This is a genomic window from Magnetospirillum molischianum DSM 120, assembly GCF_000294655.1.
Lineage (GTDB): Bacteria > Pseudomonadota > Alphaproteobacteria > Rhodospirillales > Magnetospirillaceae > Phaeospirillum > Phaeospirillum molischianum.
Window position 1 is genome coordinate 1 of record NZ_CAHP01000032.1, and the last position, 19158, is coordinate 19158.

Sequence of the window (19158 nt, forward strand, 5' to 3'; positions counted from 1 at the left end):
TGCCGATGCCGTCGCCTATCGCCGCCCAGAGACCCTCCTTGGTCCTGGCTGCGACCTTCTTGAGGAAAGCCTTCAGCTTCGAGAAGGCCATCTCGATGGGGTTGAAGTCGGGGCTGTAAGGCGGGAGGTACATGACTTGGGCGCCGACGGCCTCGATGGCGGCGCGGACCCCGGCGAGCTTGTGAGCGGGCAGATTGTCCATGACCACGATGTCACCTCGGGTCAGGGTCGGCGCCAGCACCTGCTCGACATAGGCCAGGAAGGCTTGGCCGTTCATCGCGCCGTCGAGAATCATCGGCGCGGTCATGCGCTCAGACGAAGACCGCCGACGAAGGTGGTAGTTTTCCAATGCCCATGCGGCACCGGCGCCCGGCACCGCTCGCCGCGAGGGGCACGCCCGCGGAGCCTCGCCATCTTGGTCGAGGCTCCGGTCTCGTCGATGAAGACTAGGCGCTCGGGATCAAGCTCCGGCTGGAGATCGAACCACTCATGTCGCCGCCGCAGAACGTCGGGCCGTTGCTGCTCGCTGGCGTGCGCCGTTTTTTTGAAGGTCATGTCGTGGCGGTCCAGCAGGCGCCATACGCTGCTCGGGGCGATCTTGCCCCCGTGTACCGCTTCCAGGTGGGCCGCGATCTCGGCCAGGGTGATGTCGGGAGTCTGCTCTACCAGCCCCAGGATCTCTTCGGCCAACGCCTCCATCCGGTGCGAATGACGGTCGCCGCCACGCGGCCTCGACACGGCGTGTCCTTCCGATCGCCAGCGGCTCACCCATTTGATTGCTGTCGAGGCAGCAACCCCGAACCGCTTCGCCGCCGCACGGCATGATTGACCGCTCTCGACCGCCGAAATCACACGCTCTCGGAGATCGCGGGAAAGGGATGTCGCCATCAGGGCTGGCCTCCTTCACCAGCCCAAATCTTGAATCATACTTTTCCCTAATTGGGAATCCCCAATGATTCCATATGAGTGGATGATGCTCTAGCTTTGGATGGAATTCTCCGCAGCCCCGCGACCAAAATTGGGGCGTCGATCGATATCCATCTCCACAGGTAACACGACACAACGCTTGACTTCCGCCCGCCCCACCGTCATGTTAACCAATGAAATCTTGTTAACTACTGTGGATGGCAGGGTTCCCCATGATGAAAAATCCTCCTAAGAAAAAACTCCGCCCCGATGTCGCGACTTTTATTGAAGAGATGGCCGAGCTGCCCCTGGCCCAGCACGCAGCCTATGCCCAAAGAGAAATCAATCGGCTGCGGGACTCTCTGAGCCTAAACAGCCTAAAAACCTATCTCAGCCTACGCCGAACGGCGGTCAGAGAACGATTCGGTGTTGATGACGGAGCGTTTGACCTGTTGCGCCTTACCGATGATGAATATGCTCAGCTGCGCCAAAATTATCAGTCCGCAGTGTCGCTGAGGCAGGCGGAACCGATTCGTATCCGTCATAGCCGGGAAATGCTGTTTACAGCCCGGGAAATGCTGAAGACCGATGATCGATATGCGCTGATTCTCGGCCTTGCGCTTCTCACCGGCCGCAGACCCAACGAGATCGCTTGTAATCCCAAGACCCGATTTGATTTCATACCAATCCCCAGCGTGCAGGCTCGTGCATGGGAGAAGTGGCACATAAGGTTCCGCGGCCAAGTGAAAACTAGGAACGCCAAAGGAACGATGACAAATTCGGCATTCACCATTCCTGTGCTTGCCCCAGCGAAAGAGATTCGCGAGGCATTCGTGCGACTGCGGGACCGCATCGCCCCCGACCTAGTGGGAATGGATTACGAAGAATTCAATCGGGCCTCCAATACCCCACTAAATCGACGATGCAAAGCCGTTTTCGGCCGGTTCTGGAGCAATGACGACAGCGCCGACCTTGCTGAAGCTCGGGTTGGAACAAAGGCCCGTGGCAAAAGAAAGCTGGAAGGAGCGTCGGTATCGGCCCGGGATATGCGCATCATCTATGCCGAGATATGTAGCCGAATATTCAACAAGACCGGCACGAACGAAGAACGATGCAAGCCAAGCGAGTATTATGCTCGCATTTTAGGACACCGCGAAAACGACCTGACCACGGCCCAGTCTTACGCCGCAGTGGTGTTGGAAGATCTGCCCAGATCGTAGATCGGCACCTCCTCTCGTCGGCAGAACGGCACCAGGTCACAGGCCAAACTTGGTGCCTCTCCTGCGAACAACCGCCGTCTCATCCATCCTATGGACTATCTCTGCATTTAATAAAAAGCCCCGCGCCAATAGTATAGACGGCCACGTCGGGCGGCGCGTGCGAGCGCTCATGATGATTCATGGTGTCTCTTTGAGCCGACTTTCGAGCGTTATTGGCATCTCGTGCCAAAACTTTACAAATACGAGCGTGGTATTGATCGGATCGGGGCCTCTCGGCTCTATCAAATCGCAACGGCTCTCGGCGTCTCGCCAGAATTCTTCTTTGAAGAATTAGGAGCCCCACGGCCGGGGTTAGAGCATTTTCCGTTCAATCGCGGTCATAACCTGCGGCTGCGAAATATTTGATGCACTCGTCTGGTGTGAAGGTGCCGATGCCGTCGCCTATCGCCGCCCAGAGACCCTCCTTGGTCCTGGCTGCGACCTTCTTGAGGAAAGCCTTCAGCTTCGAGAAGGCCATCTCGATGGGGTTGAAGTCGGGGCTGTAAGGCGGGAGGTACATGACTTGGGCGCCGACGGCCTCGATGGCGGCGCGGACCCCGGCGAGCTTGTGAGCGGGCAGATTGTCCATGACCACGATGTCACCTCGGGTCAGGGTCGGCGCCAGCACCTGCTCGACATAGGCCAGGAAGGCTTGGCCGTTCATCGCGCCGTCGAGAATCATCGGCGCGGTCATGCGCTCAGACGAAGACCGCCGACGAAGGTGGTAGTTTTCCAATGCCCATGCGGCACCGGCGCCCGGCACCGCTCGCCGCGAGGGGCACGCCCGCGGAGCCTCGCCATCTTGGTCGAGGCTCCGGTCTCGTCGATGAAGACTAGGCGCTCGGGATCAAGCTCCGGCTGGAGATCGAACCACTCATGTCGCCGCCGCAGAACGTCGGGCCGTTGCTGCTCGCTGGCGTGCGTCCGTTTTTTTGAAGGTCATGTCGTGGCGGTCCAGCAGGCGCCATACGCTGCTCGGGGCGATCTTGCCCCCGTGTACCGCTTCCAGGTGGGCCGCGATCTCGGCCAGGGTGATGTCGGGAGTCTGCTCTACCAGCCCCAGGATCTCTTCGGCCAACGCCTCCATCCGGTGCGAATGACGGTCGCCGCCACGCGGCCTCGACACGGCGTGTCCTTCCGATCGCCAGCGGCTCACCCATTTGATTGCTGTCGAGGCAGCAACCCCGAACCGCTTCGCCGCCGCGCGGCATGATTGACCGCTCTCGACCGCCGAAATCAGACGCTGCCGAAGATCCGTGGAAAGGGATGTCGCCATCAGGGCTGGCCTCCTTCACCAGCCCCAATCTTGAATCATACTTTTCCCTAATTGGGAATCCCCAATGATTCCATATGAGTGGATGATGCTCTAGCACCATCATGCGCTGCCGCGGCGGTCACCGGCCATTTGCGGATCAGCCCATGCGCCCGGTCCGCCGAAATATGGTTCTTATAGCCGAAAGACGGAACGGCCAGATCGACCTGAGGCTGGACGTCCTCGCGCGGCTTGGCCTTCGAATATTTCACCGTCCAGCGGGCGTCGCGGTCCTTTTGGCGCAGTTTGGCAGGCTTGTCCTTCCAAGCGTCGGGAATTTGCCCCGCCTTGATTGCCGCCTTTTCGCCATCGGTGTTGCGCTGCTTGGGGGTGGCCACGATTGTGGCGTCCAACAATTGCCCCGACATCGCCAGATACCCCGCCTCGCGCAAGGCCCCCACCGCCAGGGTTTTTGGAGGTGTCCAGCTCGTTGGCTCCCTTGGCGTCGAACTGTGCCGTCAGGCCTTCGGCCGAGATCGTTTCCTTGCGATCGCCCTTGGCGACGCTGGTCACCAGCACCTGACCGACGGTCTGGGGACCGGCCTCGACCTTGCGGGCGTAGCCCTTGGCGGTGACCCCGGATAGCAGCGCCGGGTTGATCCCCTCGACCGTGCCAAGCGAGAACTGAGATGCCGCTTCAGCATCTGCTCCATGTCGCGGCCGAACGTCTCCGGCTTGACCGCCGGGATCGTCACCAGGGCATGGACCCGGCCCTGGTGGGTCTGTAGGCGTTGCTCTCTTCGAAGCTTTTGCCGTTACGAACCGGGCGGCCGAAATACTCGTTGATCCACACCACCACCGGCACATCGGGGATGTTGCGGCACAGGCTGATGAAGCCCTCGGTGGTGTCGGGCAGCGCCTGAGACCGCCAGTGATCACGGTGTGGAAGCGGACCCCATGCCCTGCCTCGGCCAGCAGCGGAATCACCTCATTTTGCAACAGGTAGGAGCACAAGGGGACGAAGGTGCTGGCCCCGTTATCGACCACCATCACCGGCGCGGACTCATCGCCGTCACCCTCGGCCATGATCCGCTCGACCAACTGGTCGAAGGCACGGGGTATGCCGCCAGAAAATTATGAGCGGCCACCTTGAATCCCCCCTCCCCCATATCCTTATAGCCAACAAGACATAGATAATGCCTTGTATGTTTATTACCAAAGCAGCGCCCCATCCACATGGCGATGCGTCTGCTGTTAGCAGCTTTTTTCCCTCTTTACGTGAGTTAAATAAAAACCTTATCGCATCGGCTCCCTCCCTCTCCCCAGCCCTAAGAGGATCGCGATGGCTCTTGTGAAGAAATCCGGCGTGGCCGCCAAGCCAGCGGCGGCGACCAGCCGTGGTCTTGATGACGATGCTGGCGTTGCTGGTGTCGGTAACTCATCTCGATTAGTTGCCGAGGCTCAGAAACGAAAAGCCAGGACGTTTGCCCGCCAGCAAAAGGTCGCTGAACGGGTTGCCGCCGCCACCTCGGAACTCGCCAGCGGAATCGCCGAGGCGACCAGTGCGGCAGAGGAACTGCGCAAGGCATCCGACCAAATCGCGGCTGGTGCCGAGGAGGCAGCCAACGCCGCCCAGGAATCACTGAAAGCGGTCAGTCGCAGCACGATTCTCATCGCGACCGGCAAGGAAAGCGCTGACAACACGGTGAGCAAGACCGAGGCGCTGCAAACCATGGTGATCGATGTCGGCCGTCAGATCGGCAACTCGATCAGTGCCATCGCGCGGGCGTCCGAGCGCCAGGAGACATCAGTCCGGATGGTCAAAGAACTGGAACAGCAGGCCCAGACCATCAGTGACGTCGTTAAAGCCGTCGCCCGGATCGCCGACCAAACCAATTTGTTGGCACTGAATGCCGCGATCGAAGCGGCGCGGGCCGGTCAGCATGGCAAGGGATTTGCCGTCGTCGCCGACGAGGTTCGTACCCTCGCCGAAACCAGTGAGAAGTCCGCCCGCGACATCCAAGAACTGATCGTACAGATTCAGAAGGATGTCAAAGCCATCGCCGAGGGGATCACGGCCTCTGCCCTCGCCGCCCGCGAAGAAGTCGAGAAAGGTCGCCAGGTCACCGAGTCTCTGGAGGTCATTCGCCAGGAAATGGCCGATGTCATCGTCGGGTCGCGCGAGATCGCCAAGTCCAACGATGAATCCGCCGCCGCCGCCAAAGAGGCGATGAAGGGCGCCGAGGTCATCGCCGCTGCCGCCGAAGAACAGGGTGCCGCCTGTCAAGAAGCAAGCAAGACCGTTGAGCAGCAATCGCTGGCCCTGCTTCAAAGCGAACAGGCAGCGCAGGAACTGTCGGAACTGGCCGACGAGTTGAAGAATGCCACCGATATCGGCAAAAGCGCTGAAGAGGTTGCTTCCGCCGCTGAGGAGCTGTCCAGCGCGGTCGAAGAAATCAACCGGGCCGCAGCCCAGATCATGACGGCCTTGGAGCAGATCAACAAAGGCTCGCAGCAACAGGCCGCCGCAACTCAACAATCCTCCGCCGCCATCGCCCAGATCGAACGCAGTGCACTTCTCGCACAGCAACGGTCACAGCAATCGGTAGAAAAGGCCACCTCGATCGCCGAGATGCTCGACCGGAACCGCAAGATTGTCGATGCCCTGATCGAAGGGGTCGGCAGATCGGTCGAATCCGGCCGCCAGAGCCGCGACCAGATCGTCGCCCTGGAACAGATCAGTCGCCGTATCGACAAAATTGTCGATGCCATCACCACCGTGTCGATCCAGACCAACATGTTGGCGGTCAACGGTTCGGTCGAAGCCGCTCGTGCCGGTGAGTTCGGTAAGGGCTTTGCCGTGGTTTCAACCGACATCCGCAACCTGGCCCGCGATTCGGCGGAAAACGCCGACCGGATCAAAGACACTGTGAAAGCGATTCAGGATCAGATTGTCGCGGTTCGCTCCGACCTCAGCGAAATCGCCGAAGCCGCCGCTCTCGAAGTTGAAAAGAACCGGGCAACCTCCGCCAGTCTTGAAGTGATCGGCACCGAGACAGCTCAGGTTCTGAAAGGCAACTACGAAATCTTGAGTGGTGCCGCTGAAATCACAAAGGGAGTCAAGGAGGTACAGACTGCCGTCGAGCAGGTTGCCGCCGCCGCCCAGCAGGCCAACCGTGCGTCGAGCGAAGCCTCGATTGCCGCCAAGGAGCAAGCCAAGGGAGCGGAAGAACTTGCCGCCGCCATCGAGGAGATCGCTTCCCTAGCCGACGAATTGCAGGCCGGCTGACGGCTTGAGCTCCAGCGGAGGAAACATCCATGACAGCTCTTGCCGACCCCGAGGGTGACGGCCTGAACGGTACGGACCACCCCCAGGGAGGGGAACCCGGCCGGGGCGATGCACGCCAGTTCGTTATCTTTCACGTCCAGGCAGAAAGCTTTGCCGTCGCCTTGTCCGATGTCCAGGAAATCATCCGCATGCCGGACGTCGTTCGGGTACCGATGAGTCCAGGCGCTTTGGAAGGACTAGCCAATCTGCGCGGCACGGTTCTTCCCGTGGTCAACCTTCGTCACGCGTTTGGTTTCACTCAAACGGCACATGACGATTCCACCCGCGTCGTCGTGCTTGATCTGGGGCGACCGGTCGGGATGGTGGTCGATCGGATGGCCAACGTTGTCACCGTCGAGGCCAGCAGTATCGAACCGGCTTCCAGCATCCAGGGCACCATTGATACCGATCTTTTGACCGGCATGATTAAAGCAGACGACGGACAATCGATGGTGATGATCCTGGATGCGGGCCAAGTCATTCGCCGCGAGTTCAAGGATCTGGCGAACCGTGCCGAGACTCTGGGCAGCACCACTCAAGCCACGACCAGCGTTCATCGCAACGAAGACAAGGATGTCGAAACCGCAACCGACGAAGATCAGTTGGTCAGCTTTGAGGTCGCGGAACAGGAATATGCTTTTCCAATCGAGCAGGTGCAGGAAATCGTGCAGATGCCCGATAGCGTCAGCCATATCCCCAATGCGGCGTCACACGTCCTTGGGGTGATCACCCTGCGCAACCGGCTGCTACCTCTGGTGTCGCTCCGCGAGATGTTCGGCCTGCCCGGAACCACACTGAGCGAGGCCAACAAAGTCGTGGTGGTATCGCTGGGAGGTGGGCTGTCGGTCGGGGTGGTGATGGACAGCGTAAAGGAGGTTCTGCGCGTCAACCGCTCGGTGATCGATCCGATGCCAAGCCTGCTGTCGCAGGATCAGAGCCTAAGCGACATCCAGTCGATCTGTCGCCTGCAAGACGGCAAACGGCTGGTGTCGGTGTTGTCGGCGGAACGGATGTTCAACGCCACCGACCTGCGCAAAGTGATCGCAAACAACGACGACGAGGCGGGCATGCAGTCGGGCGAGACGGATGAAGACGCCAGAACGGTCGAGGTCGATGACGAGGAACAGTTCGTCGTCTTTCGGCTGATGGACGAGGAATACGGCGTTCCCATCGATGCGATCCAGGAAATCGTCCGGGTTCCAGAGGAATTGACCCGCGTACCGAAGACACCCGCTTTCATCGAGGGAGTCATCAACCTGCGCGGTGTGGTGCTGCCGGTCGTCGATCAGCGCCGCCGCTTCGGATTGAGCGGGATCGACCGCAACGACCGTCAACGAATCATGGTGTTCACGATCAGAGGCATCCGCACGGGCTTCATCGTCGATTCGGTGTCGGAGGTGATGCGCATCCCCGCCCGCTTCATCGGCGCGGCGCCCGACCTGTCGGAAGAACAGCGCCGCCTGATCCGTCGCGTTGCCAATCTGGAGCATCTGAAGCGGATGATCCTGCTGTTGGAAGTGACCCAATTGCTGAACGTGCAGGAACTGGATGTGTTAAGCGGAGACGCCGCATAACGCACTTATTCGCCAATCCGAGCAACGGGACCAAGCGACGGAGTGTGGTGATACATGATAAAAGTCCTGGTCGTTGACGATTCTGCCCTGATGCGCAAGCACATGACACAAGTGCTTGAAGGCGCGGGAGATTTCGAGGTGATGACGGTCCGCAACGGGGCCGAGGCGCTCGATCTTCTCGAACGGTTCGACCCCGACGTCATCACCCTTGATGTCAACATGCCAGAAATGGACGGCATCACCTGTCTGGCCAATATCATGGCCCGACGGCCCAAGCCGGTGGTGATGGTGTCGTCTCTGACCGAAGAAGGGGCCGAGGTAACGCTTCAGGCGATGAGTCTGGGCGCGGTGGATTTCGTCCACAAGCCCGGCGGCACCATCTCGCTCTCGATCGACCAGATTCATTACGACCTGTTGACCAAGGTCCGCGCCGCCGCCAAGGCGCGAGTGCGCCGCTCGATTGGCCTGCGCCAGCGTCTGGAGACCCACCAACGCGGACGATCCGCCACGTCCACCCCCAGCCACAAGACACTTGCCCCCCTGCCGCGCGGCAAGATGGGCATTGTGTTGATCGGCGTTTCCACTGGCGGCCCCAGCACGCTGGAGGAGATTCTTCCGGTACTTCCTGCCGATTTCCCTTGGGCGGTGCTGGTCGCTCAACACATGCCCGGCAGTTTCACCGGCGTTTTTGCCCGCCGCCTCAACGATCTGTGCCAAATCCCGGTGGTCGAAGCCTTCCGCCAGACTCCGATCGAACCCGGAACGGTCTATATCGCCAAGGGCGATGCCGATCTGGTCGTGCTAAGACGTGGTACGGGATTCTGCGCCGCGCCCGTTCCCTCGTCAAAAGACTTTCTGTGGCATCCCAGCGTTCACCGGATGGTCGCCAGCGCCGTCGATGTGGTGCCGATCGACCGGATGATCGCCGTCCAATTGACTGGCATGGGCGATGACGGTGCCGAAGCGATGGCCGAACTCCATCGCCGCGGAGGCCGCACCATCGCCCAGGATGCCGCTTCGTCCATCGTGTTTGGCATGCCGAACGAACTGATCAAGCGCGGCGGTGCCGATCTGGTGATGCCAGCGGACCGAATTGGCGACCAACTGATTCAATGGCTGTCAGCCGAACCTCAATCGAGAAAGGAGGCTGGTCATGGCGCTCATAAATGCAGGGAATAGAAGCAAAACTCGCAAGACCGATACCACGCCGTCGCCCCAACCGACGAAAACCCTGGAAACCCTGCTGGAGGAACTCGATTCGGACGATGTTGGCCTCCGTCGCCGTGCCGCCCGCGATCTTGCCGATTTTCCCGAGGCAGTCCCGGCTCTGTGCCTTCGAGTTGCAACAGAAACCGCCCTGAGCGTGCGCACCGTGCTGTTTACCGCCCTGATCCGCATGCGCTCGCCATCGGTGGTCGCCGGACTGGTGCCCTATCTCCGTTCCGAAGATGCCGGATTGCGCAACGCGGTGATCGAGGCGTTGCAGGATATGCCCGAGGAAGTTGCCCCGGTCATGGATGAATTGCTGGCCGATCCCGATAACGATGCGCGTATCTTCGCCGTTAATATCCTGAGCGCGTTGCCACATGCCAATGCCCCGCACTGGCTGGTTCAGGTGATTGACACCGATCCCCATGTCAACGTCTGCGCGGCTGCGGTCGATTGCCTGGCCGAGGTCGGCGATATTGCCGCAGTTCCACATCTTGAAAATCTAAGTCGTCGCTTTGCCGACCATCCCTTTATGCAATTCGCCGTCACAACGGCCATTCGCAGGATCAACGGGGAGTGACGGCCGTGGCGGCATTGATAAAACCCAAGGAGCTTCCAAATCCTATTTCGGAGGAGGAATACGCAAAATTCTGCGAATTCTTTTATCGAAAAACTGGAATTCTTTTCACGGAGAAGAAAAGATACTTCGTAGAAAGGCGGATCAACGATAGAATAAATAAGACAAATTCCAAAGATTTCCGAGAATATTTCGGATTGATCCGCTTCCAGGCCTGCGGCGAGGAATTGCAACATCTCGTCAACGTCATGACCGTCAATGAGACCTATTTCTTCCGCGAAGACTATCAGTTCGATGCCTTGGTGAAGGGAATTCTACCGGAAATCGCCCGAACCAAACGTCCCGGCGATCCGATCCGCATCTGGTCTCTCCCCTGCTCGACCGGCGAAGAACCTTACTCGATCGCGATCTACATCCTCGACCGCTGGCGACAGTGCGACGAATACGACATTGAGATTTTGGCTTCGGACATCGACAGCCGGGTTCTGAATGACGCCAGACAAGGCATTTATAACGAGCGGGCGATCCATCGCCTGTCCGCCGAAGAGCGGACTCGGTTCTTCGTCCATCTGGGACCGGATCGCTTCCAGATCCGCGAGGAAATACGGGGATCGATCGAATTCTCGCTGATGAATATCGCCGACCCGCCGCAGATGAGCCGGTTTCGCAACATCGACCTGATCTTCTGCCGCAACCTGCTGATCTATTTCGACGACGTAAGCCGCCGTCAGGCAGTCGAGACGATGTACGAATGCCTGGTACCGGGGGGGCTGATCTGCCTCGGACATTCCGAAAGCATGAGCCGGATGTCCTCGCTTTTCCGCCCCAGAAAGTTTGCCGACACGATTGTTTATCAGAAGCCAACCCATGGCGAATGAGGACGCGCATGAGCATGAAGAAAATCCTTGTCGTCGATGACGGCATCACCATGCGTCTGTTCTATCGCGAAGTGCTGGAAGGAGCCGGCTTCGAGGTCGAGGAGGCAGCCAACGGAGTCGAGGGACTCGAACGTGCCCTGCTCGGCGGATTCGACCTGATGGTCGTCGATATCAACATGCCGAAAATGGACGGTTATGAAATGGTCCGCCAAGTCCGCGGCGACCCGGCCTTGCGTGCGATTCCGGTGGTGACGGTCAGCACCGAGGAAAAGGATGAGGACGTCCTTAAAGCCTACACAGCCGGCGCCAATTTCTACCTGACCAAGCCGGTTATCCCCGGCGATCTGATTGAAACAGTGCGATTGCTGACTGGGGTCGCGACACAATGACCCCGCTGCTGGCCCGTTTCCTTCCCGAGGCGCGCGACCTGATTCAGGTCGCCGCTACCGGCCTGCTCAACCTGGAAAAAAATCCCTCCGACGAAACGATCATCAACGACGTTTTCCGCTCGGTTCACACTTTGAAAGGCTCGTCCGGCCTATTCGAGGTAGCGGCGTTGACCCAATTGGTTCACGCGGCCGAGGATTTGCTGGGCGCGGTACGAGCCGGGCAGATCGCCCTGATATCCGACATGGTCGATATGCTGCTCGACGCCCTCGATCAGGTCAGTCTGTGGATCGACAGTCTGGAGCGAACCGAACGGCTGCCCGACGATGCCGAAGCGACGTCACGGCCGTTAGTGACCCGACTGCGCGGCTGCTGCCCCCAATCCGCCAGCAAGGCGAAGGCCACCACGGCAACGGCGGAGGATGGCGCGGCGGATTGGTTGGGATTGCTACCGGAATCCGACCGGCTGGCAGCCTTCGCCCACGCGGTATCGGGACATCCTCTGCTGGCATTGCATTATTGCCCAGACGAATCCTGCTTCTTTAGCGGCGAAGACCCGCTCAATCTGGTCCGCCAATGCCCCGAAATGCTGACCGGCTTCATCGTACCCCGTGCGCAGTGGGAGCCCTTGGACAGTTTCGAACCCTATCAGTGTCGTCTCGATTTTTTGATCCTGTCGTCCGCCCCACGGGCAGAGATCGAGCATCTCTTCCGCTATGTCACGGAACAGGTTCGTATCGCCGCCGTGGCACCTGAACATCTGATCCTGCTGGAAGGAAACAGCACGGATTGCACTGTTTGCGCCGATTTCGTCGCGGCCGCACGGACAGACCTCGACGCCAAAGATTTCAACGCCCTGCGCCGGGCCGTTGACACCGAACTTGAACGAATCGATAGCACCTTGCGAGCCGCCTCAGCGCTTCGCTGGCTGAACGCGGTTCTGGGTTCTCCCCTGCCCAACCCGCTGTGGATCGGCGCCATGGTCGAAGCCATCGCAAGCGGCAAGCCGCCTTGTTTTGACCGTGCCACGACGGAACCGAAGCTCAACACGCCACCCCCATCGCCCGCCATGTCACCGCTGTTCCACCGCATCCTTGGGGAACAGCGCCGCGTGCTGTCGTTGCCCGCAGAGCCGGATCAGATTCGAACCCGGATCGCCTCGGTGGTCGCCTCGATCACCAACCTCCTCGTCAGTGCGGGGCTAGCCGATCTGACAGAAACACTGACCCGAGCCAGCAGCCACGCATTCGAATACGGCTCTCCGACCCGGCTGCTCGACCTGCTGGAAGAGTGGGAACGGTGCGGCCCGACATCGATTCCGGCCGGGAAACAACCGCCATCGATCGCCCCCGCATCGCCGGGAGGCTCCGTTGCGTCCCCCGAGGACGCCGCCTCAGAACGGACCACCGTCCGCATGCTGAAGGTCGATCAGGCCAAGATCGACCTTTTGATGAATCTGATTGGCGAGTTGGTGGTGTCAAAAAACAGCCTCCCCTTCCTTGCCAAGCGAGCCGAACAGGTTCACGGCTCCCGCGAGATGGCCCGCGAGATCAAGGACCAATACGCGGTCATCGACCGCCTTGCCCAGGAGATGCAGGGGGCGATCATGCAGGTTCGCATGCTCCCAGTCTCCGAGGTCTTTGAACGCTTCCCCCGTCTGGTCCGCGACCTGTCGCGCAAATTAGGCAAAACCATCAGCCTGGAAATCGAGGGCGAGGAAACGGCCGCCGACAAGTCGATTATCGAATCGCTGGCCGATCCCTTGATCCATATCGTTCGCAACGCTCTTGATCACGGCATTGAATACCCTGACGAGCGACGCGCTTCGGGCAAGTCGTCTCACGCCGCCATTCGGCTTAAGGCTTTTCAAGAGGCCGATCAGGTCGTCATTGAGGTCGGTGACGACGGACGCGGCATCGACCCGGCCGCGATCAAGGCCGCCGCAATCGCCAAGGAGGTTATCACCCAGGACCAAGCCGATCTTCTGAGCGATCAGGATGCCATCAACCTGATCTTTCATCCCGGCTTCTCGACCGCGGAACAGATTTCCGACCTATCGGGGCGGGGCGTCGGCATGGATGTGGTGCACAACACCATCGAACGACTGAACGGCACGGTCCAGGTTTCCTCTATTCTGGGCGAAGGAACCGTGGTGCGTCTGTCGCTGCCGCTCAGTATGGCGGTAACCCGCGTGATGATGGTCGAAACCGGCAGCCAATTGTTCGGTATTCCGATGGATATGATCGTTGAAACAGTTCGGGTTCCTGTAACCGCGATCAGAACCATCAAGCGGACCGAGACCTTCGTTCTGCGCGACACCCTGATCCCGCTGGTTCGGATGACGCGCCTGCTCAACCTGCCCGGTCGCCACCGTGACGAGGCCACGAACGAGGACGAAGCGGTCCTGGTCTGCCGGGTCAATGGCAGCCCGGTTGGGTTGGTGATCGACAGCTTCCGTGAGGGAATGGACGTAATTCTTAAACCGCTCGACGGATTGCTGGCCAATATCCCCGGTTATTCCGGTACCGCGTTACTGGGGGATGGTCGGGTGCTGCTGGTGCTCAATCTGAAGGAATTGCTCTGATGCCGATAAGGATTGAGCACAATCTGGTGATCTTCGACGGCATTTGTTCAGTCGAAGAGGCCCTACCTTTGCTTGAACACCTGCGCGAGCACCGGGAAACCGAGATCGATCTTAAATCTTGCACACATTTGCACACCGCCCTGCTCCAAACGCTGGCGGCATTTTCTCCACAGCACATCATTCCACCGGACGAATCGACCTTGGCCTGCTGGGTCATGCCGGTGATTGTCCGCGCCGGTAAGGAGAAATAAGACCTCCCTCTCCTTCCCTTGCGGACGCCCCAAAGAGTCAGTCGAACCCTTGATTATTACCTTCGGGATAACGAACTACGTTGGTATGGAGCGACACATCGCATCCAATACCCATCGTCAGGGGTCCGGGAGTTTCCGCCTTGTCCAAACAAATCATGATTATCGACGATTCCCCCACCATGCTGATGAGCCTGAACGGCATTCTGTCGAAGGCCGGTCTGACCGTGGTTCAGGCCCGGAATGGTGAAGAGGCCCTCGCGATTCTCAAGGGGGGGAGCAAACCCGATCTGATCGTCACCGACCTAAACATGGGGGCGATGAACGGGATCGAGTTGATCCGCAATATCCGCAAGTTGTCGGGGTTGCAATTCACTCCGACAATCGTGCTGACCACAGAATCGCAACAGGATCGCCGGACCGAGGCCAAAGCGGCCGGAGCGACCGGATGGATCGTAAAGCCGGTCGAAGCCGACGCCCTACTCCAGGTTGTGCGGCAACTCGTTCCGGGGGCATGAGATGACCTCGGCCCGGACAGCGGCTCTCGACTGGCGGTCCTGCGCCGGGGCGTGCGTGGTCGCCTTGATCGCCGTCCTGGCGGCCTGGCTGGGCGGAGTTCCTCTTGTCTCTAGCACCGCCGCATTGATTCTGGTCGCGACGATGATCGCGACGGGTCTGACGATCGCCATTCTACGCCATTTCGAACCGGCGCGACCGCCGCAGCCGGGAACCGTTGCGAAACCGCTTCCGTCTGCCCCCAGCCTGATCGAGACCCCGAACTATTCCTCGGAGGTACCGTCACAGACGCGGGACGGTCTCGCGATGCTCGGCCGCCAGATCGATAGCTACCGCCCGCTGTTCAATAAGGTCAAAGTCGAAGCGACCGCGATCAACGAGGAAACGGAAACGGCGGCGACCGGAATTATCCTCCGGCTGCAATCTGTCGATCATGCCATTTCCGATCTGCTTGAATTCCTGGCCAGTTCCAACTCAAACGACAAAGTAATCGCTTTGATCGAGCGAACCGAAGCCCACCTCGATTCAAACCGCCGCCTTATCAACGATTTTGTTATCCGGCGCGGTAACGATATCGAAGAAAGCCGGGTCCGGTTTCAAGACATCGAGGAAGTCACGGCCAGACTGGCAAAGACTATCGGCACCATCAGAACAATCGCTCGTCAAACCAATATGCTGGCCCTGAACGCCACGATCGAATCCGCTCGTGCGGGAGACGCTGGCAAGGGGTTTGCCGTCGTCGCGGGTGAGGTCAAGCTTCTGGCCCGACAATCGGACAAAGCCGCCGTCGAAATCAGCCGCGGGCTTGATTCACTGTGTCAGGCAATCGCCGCCAGCGTTGACTTGCTGATCGAAAAGCGGATCGAGCGAGAAAGAAGCGAACTGGACACCATTTCCGATGCAATCGGAGAGTTGACTGAAAACATAGAACGTTTGGTCTCGCACCAACGCGATGTCCTCGAAAAGGTTCACGGTGAGAGCGAACGCATTGCGCAGCCTATCCTACAATTGATCGGGTCGATTCAATTCCAGGATATCACCCGCCAGCGCCTTGAAAGCCTTGCCGGAGAGTTCGATCAGGCCACTATTCATCTTGGATTGATCGAGGACTCGATGAGCGATCTGTCCAAAGGCAATCATGTTCCTGAATTAACCAACCTTATCACCTTGACGGCCACATCACGTTCACCGGTATCGCGACAACCGGGCGATCTGGCAATCGAACTTTTCTAGGGGGAGGACGCCGCGTTGAAACGAATCCTGATTATCGACGATTCCGCGACCATCCTTCTCAGCATGGAAGGTGTGCTGGCCAAAGCCGGTTATGCAATCGACAAAGCCAGCAGCGGCGAGCAGGCGCTGACGATGCTGAACGACGGGCTCCGCCCCGATCTGATCATCACCGATCTATACATGGGGGCAATGACCGGAACAGACCTGATCCGTCTTGCCCGACAAGTGACAGGATTGCGTTTCACGCCGATGTTGATGGTCACCACCGAATCTCAGCAAGACAAACGGATTGATGCCAAAACCGCCGGAGCGACCGGCTGGCTGGTCAAACCCGTAGCCCCGGCGGCTTTGCTGCAAGTGGTGCGGCAGGTCCTCCCTGAACGGTGACGGCCATGACCATGTTCCATCCGATAAAATTCTGTTGGAACCACCCCCGAGCCACCGCCCTGGCGGCGGCGGCACTCGTCTCTGGCCTCGGTGTCTGGCTCCACGGGATCTTGCCGCCGATCGCCGGATGGGGATTGGCCATGGCGGAGATCGGCCTGGGGATTGGACTGGCCCGCCTGCTGTGGCCCCAGACCGAGCTTGTCGCCCGGTTGAATCAGAGCGAGAAAACAGCGCAACGAATCGCCGCCGAACTCGCTCACTACCAGACCTTCACCGACATCCTGCGCCGACAGGGCGAGATGGTCACCGCCATCACAGAATCGGCTGCCATCACCCTGATCGACGGATTGCGAAATGTCGATGCTGGAATAGATCGGATCGTCGCCGATTGCTCCGGCAACCTTAACCAGAATGCCGAAGAGATCGAGGAACTGTCGCGACTGATGATCCTGCTGATGGGCAGCATCCAGTTCCAGGACATCACTCGTCAGCAGATCGAACAAATGGCGCGGATGTCCGTGATGGTAGACCAGCATATCGCACTGGCTCATGCGGCGCTGGCCGATCTGTCCCGCCAGTTCGACACGACGTCACTGGCGGACAAGCTCGATCAGGTCTTTGCCGATTACGTCATGGCCGCACAGCGTGACAGCCACCGCGCCGCGCGCGGCGAAAGCACGGATCGGGAGGGCATCGGCGCGACAGTCGAACTGTTCTGATCCAACCAGTCCCCATTCGGATAAGGAGCGAGGGCATGGCCTCCATTCTGTTAGTTGACGATGTGATGGTGGTGCGCATGACCCTGCGTAAGTTCCTTGAGCGCGGAGGCCATACCGTCCAGGAGTGTGACAATGGATTGGAAGCGATCGGACACCTCAATTCGGGCCGCTTCGACGTCGTACTTACCGACATATGGATGCCAGGCGGTAACGGAGTCGATCTGATCCGCACACTGAAAGAGACCGGGATCAAGACAAGAGTGATCGCCATTACCGGGGGCGCGCCACGGGCACCACAGGAATATTCGATGGAAGAAGCCCAAAAAGCCGGGGCCGACGGAGTTTTGCTAAAGCCGGTAACCAAGGACGAATTGCTGTCGGCCGTTGCCGCCGTCATGGAGCTACGGACATAGGCCGCGACGATCCGGGAGGAGATCAGATGAGAGATATTTCCGAAATCCTGAACCGTAATCAGGATAGTCTGCGCACCGTCTGGTTCGAACGAATTTCCGAGTTCGCCAAGGACCGGATCAGCCAGCCGCAGATCGCACGCCTGATCAAGGCCGAGGCAGGTGACTTCCTGGATGCTTTGTGCCGCGCCATCGAAGCGGGCGGCGACGACATCGACGGTCCGGCCTATGTTGACCTCCTCGACCTTGCCACCTCCCTCAGCTCCGCCAGAGCGCGCGACGGCTTCTCTCCGACCGAAACCGCCGGTTTCGTTCTAACGCTGAAGGACGCGATGATCCCGATGCTGGTGCGGGAATTAGGCGACAGCCCCCCGAGGTTGGCGTCCCAACTGGCGACAATCAGTAGCATCGTCGATCATCTCGCGCTCGCGACCTTCAATGCCTATCTGAAGGCGCGCGAAAGCATCATAGAACGGCAAAGCCGGGCGATCCTCGACCTTTCGACCCCAACCTTGCGGGTATGGCAGCACATCGTACTGATGCCGCTGGTGGGAATCATCGACACCCAACGGGCGCAAAAGGTGATGGAAGATCTTCTGACCGCAATCGCGCGCGAGGAAGCTCATGTCGCCATCCTCGACGTCACAGGTGTGCCGGTAATCGACACACGGGTTGCCCTTCACCTGACCAAAACCGTCAGCGCCGCAAGTATGCTGGGAGCAAAGGTAATCCTGACCGGAATCAGCCCGGATGCGGCCCAGACCCTGGTCAAGCTCGATGTAGATCTCGGCAGCCTGAAGACCTGCGGCACGTTACGGGCCGGTCTGTCGGAAGCGTTGCGCCATATCGGTCAACGTATTGTCCCAATCGGAGGATAAGTCGATGCGGGTCCCTGTTCTACGCCTCGGACATATTCTTCTGACTTCGGTACAGTCCGATCTGACCGATGAACAGGCCATGACGTTACAGGGAGACATTCTGGAGCTTCTCCGCGACGGTAAAGCCGATGGGATCGTGATCGACATTACTTCTGTCGATGTCGTCGATTCTTACATGGCCCGAGTTCTCAACGAGACGGCACGAATGGCCCGAATCATGGGCGGAGAAGTCGTGTTGACCGGAATGCAGCCCCTCGTCGCCTTGACCTTGGTCGAAATGGGACGCGAGATCATCGGCGTTGAAACCGCCCTGGATCTCGAAAGCGGAGTTGAACGACTAAAATCCTCGCTGGCGCGGCGAGATCGCGACCGAAACGACACACGCGCGAATCCAGGTGACCGATATGGCGAATGAAACCGACATCACGGTCGAAGTTCACAGTCAGGAAGACATCATCACCGCCCGCCAATCCGGGCGCGAACTGGCGCGGCAATCTGGATTCGGCACCGTCGATCAGACCCGGCTCGCCACCGTTATTTCCGAATTGGTCCGCAACGCATTGGTCTATGCCGGCGGTGGCACGTGCCGGATTTATAGCGATATTTCCGACAGTCAGCGCACTCTTCATTTGGTCGTTTCGGACGAAGGGCCGGGCATTGTCGATGTCCCCCGAGCGCTAGAACCAGGATTCTCAAGCGGTGGCGGCCTCGGCCTCGGCCTACCTGCGGTACGGCGGTTGATGGACGATATGACAATCGACACTCATCCGACCGGCACGGTGATCCACGCCAGAATGACCAGGAAGCGATAAT

General features: G+C 59.4%; 22 protein-coding genes and 1 pseudogene. 19 read left to right on the top strand and 4 right to left on the bottom strand.

The window, feature by feature from the left end; genetic code table 11:
* A protein-coding gene (locus PHAMO_RS13135; protein WP_235720846.1) for an IS630 family transposase occupies window positions 1-888 on the bottom strand; the annotation gives its coding sequence in 2 pieces (ribosomal slippage) (window positions 1-309 and window positions 309-888; 889 coding nt annotated over the 2 pieces). This gene is flagged as partial in the annotation.
* A gap of 251 nt (window positions 889-1139) precedes the next feature.
* Here PHAMO_RS13135 and PHAMO_RS13140 point away from each other — a divergent pair.
* Window positions 1140-2126, top strand: a complete 987-nt coding sequence (locus PHAMO_RS13140; RefSeq protein ID WP_002730017.1) for a protelomerase family protein — start codon at window positions 1140-1142, stop codon at window positions 2124-2126.
* Between the two features lie 367 nt (window positions 2127-2493).
* Here PHAMO_RS13140 and PHAMO_RS20215 read toward each other — a convergent pair whose 3' ends face one another.
* From PHAMO_RS20215 to PHAMO_RS13155, 3 genes and pseudogenes are all read right to left on the bottom strand, one after another.
* A complete protein-coding gene (locus PHAMO_RS20215) occupies window positions 2494-2859 on the bottom strand; it encodes a transposase (RefSeq protein ID WP_002727681.1) in 366 nt (121 codons plus the stop codon).
* A gap of 180 nt (window positions 2860-3039) precedes the next feature.
* The gene (locus PHAMO_RS20220; RefSeq protein WP_002730019.1) at window positions 3040-3441 is read right to left on the bottom strand and encodes a helix-turn-helix domain-containing protein; all 402 of its coding nucleotides are present in this window, start codon (window positions 3439-3441) and stop codon (window positions 3040-3042) included.
* 89 nt (window positions 3442-3530) lie between these two features.
* Window positions 3531-3872 (bottom strand): annotated as a pseudogene (locus tag PHAMO_RS13155) (IS5/IS1182 family transposase); the annotation flags it as partial.
* A 336-nt stretch (window positions 3873-4208) separates the two neighbouring features.
* Between PHAMO_RS13155 and PHAMO_RS20225 the strand changes: the two are divergent.
* The 18 genes from PHAMO_RS20225 to PHAMO_RS13240 all read left to right on the top strand — a co-directional run bounded on the left by PHAMO_RS20225 (window position 4209) and on the right by PHAMO_RS13240 (window position 19157).
* Window positions 4209-4340, top strand: coding sequence for a hypothetical protein (locus PHAMO_RS20225; RefSeq protein ID WP_268869804.1), 132 nt, complete (start codon window positions 4209-4211; stop codon window positions 4338-4340).
* A 34-nt stretch (window positions 4341-4374) separates the two neighbouring features.
* Window positions 4375-4557, top strand: a complete 183-nt coding sequence (locus PHAMO_RS13160) for a hypothetical protein (protein WP_040567214.1) — start codon at window positions 4375-4377, stop codon at window positions 4555-4557.
* A gap of 202 nt (window positions 4558-4759) precedes the next feature.
* Entirely contained in the window at window positions 4760-6706 is a 1947-nt protein-coding gene (locus PHAMO_RS13165; protein WP_002730023.1) for a methyl-accepting chemotaxis protein, read from the top strand.
* 29 nt (window positions 6707-6735) lie between these two features.
* Window positions 6736-8319 carry a chemotaxis protein CheW gene (locus tag PHAMO_RS13170; RefSeq protein ID WP_002730024.1) on the top strand — a complete coding sequence of 528 codons (1584 nt, stop codon included), beginning with the start codon at window positions 6736-6738 and terminating at the stop codon, window positions 8317-8319.
* A gap of 54 nt (window positions 8320-8373) precedes the next feature.
* A complete protein-coding gene (gene cheB, locus PHAMO_RS13175; RefSeq protein WP_002730025.1) occupies window positions 8374-9498 on the top strand; it encodes a chemotaxis-specific protein-glutamate methyltransferase CheB in 1125 nt (374 codons plus the stop codon).
* Window positions 9473-10108 (top strand): HEAT repeat domain-containing protein, encoded by a 636-nt coding sequence (locus PHAMO_RS13180; RefSeq protein ID WP_002730026.1) that lies wholly within the window; start codon window positions 9473-9475, stop codon window positions 10106-10108. The genes cheB and PHAMO_RS13180 overlap by 26 nt, the downstream gene beginning before the upstream one ends.
* A gap of 5 nt (window positions 10109-10113) precedes the next feature.
* Window positions 10114-10983 carry a CheR family methyltransferase gene (locus PHAMO_RS13185; RefSeq protein ID WP_162136963.1) on the top strand — a complete coding sequence of 290 codons (870 nt, stop codon included), beginning with the start codon at window positions 10114-10116 and terminating at the stop codon, window positions 10981-10983.
* A gap of 14 nt (window positions 10984-10997) precedes the next feature.
* Window positions 10998-11372 (top strand): response regulator, encoded by a 375-nt coding sequence (locus tag PHAMO_RS13190; protein WP_235720847.1) that lies wholly within the window; start codon window positions 10998-11000, stop codon window positions 11370-11372.
* Window positions 11369-13954, top strand: a complete 2586-nt coding sequence (locus PHAMO_RS13195; protein ID WP_002730029.1) for a chemotaxis protein CheA — start codon at window positions 11369-11371, stop codon at window positions 13952-13954. The genes PHAMO_RS13190 and PHAMO_RS13195 overlap by 4 nt, the downstream gene beginning before the upstream one ends.
* A complete protein-coding gene (locus PHAMO_RS13200) occupies window positions 13954-14205 on the top strand; it encodes a hypothetical protein (RefSeq protein WP_002730030.1) in 252 nt (83 codons plus the stop codon). The genes PHAMO_RS13195 and PHAMO_RS13200 overlap by 1 nt, the downstream gene beginning before the upstream one ends.
* 140 nt (window positions 14206-14345) lie before the next feature.
* Window positions 14346-14720 carry a response regulator gene (locus PHAMO_RS13205; protein WP_040567217.1) on the top strand — a complete coding sequence of 125 codons (375 nt, stop codon included), beginning with the start codon at window positions 14346-14348 and terminating at the stop codon, window positions 14718-14720.
* Between the two features lies 1 nt (window position 14721).
* Entirely contained in the window at window positions 14722-15951 is a 1230-nt protein-coding gene (locus tag PHAMO_RS13210; RefSeq protein WP_002730032.1) for a methyl-accepting chemotaxis protein, read from the top strand.
* 15 nt (window positions 15952-15966) lie between these two features.
* On the top strand, window positions 15967-16338 hold the full coding sequence (locus tag PHAMO_RS13215; RefSeq protein WP_002730033.1) for a response regulator: 372 nt from the start codon (window positions 15967-15969) through the stop codon (window positions 16336-16338).
* Window positions 16339-16343: 5 nt separating this feature from the next.
* Entirely contained in the window at window positions 16344-17057 is a 714-nt protein-coding gene (locus tag PHAMO_RS13220; RefSeq protein WP_002730034.1) for a hypothetical protein, read from the top strand.
* A gap of 35 nt (window positions 17058-17092) precedes the next feature.
* Complete coding sequence (locus tag PHAMO_RS13225) at window positions 17093-17470, top strand: response regulator (protein WP_002730035.1); 378 nt, start codon at window positions 17093-17095, stop codon at window positions 17468-17470.
* Window positions 17471-17496: 26 nt separating this feature from the next.
* On the top strand, window positions 17497-18345 hold the full coding sequence (locus tag PHAMO_RS13230; RefSeq protein ID WP_002730036.1) for an STAS domain-containing protein: 849 nt from the start codon (window positions 17497-17499) through the stop codon (window positions 18343-18345).
* 4 nt (window positions 18346-18349) lie between these two features.
* Window positions 18350-18760, top strand: a complete 411-nt coding sequence (locus tag PHAMO_RS13235) for an STAS domain-containing protein (protein ID WP_002730037.1) — start codon at window positions 18350-18352, stop codon at window positions 18758-18760.
* On the top strand, window positions 18750-19157 hold the full coding sequence (locus PHAMO_RS13240; RefSeq protein WP_040567220.1) for an ATP-binding protein: 408 nt from the start codon (window positions 18750-18752) through the stop codon (window positions 19155-19157). Before PHAMO_RS13235 ends, PHAMO_RS13240 begins: the two co-directional genes overlap by 11 nt.
* The last annotated feature ends 1 nt before the right edge of the window (window position 19158 follow it).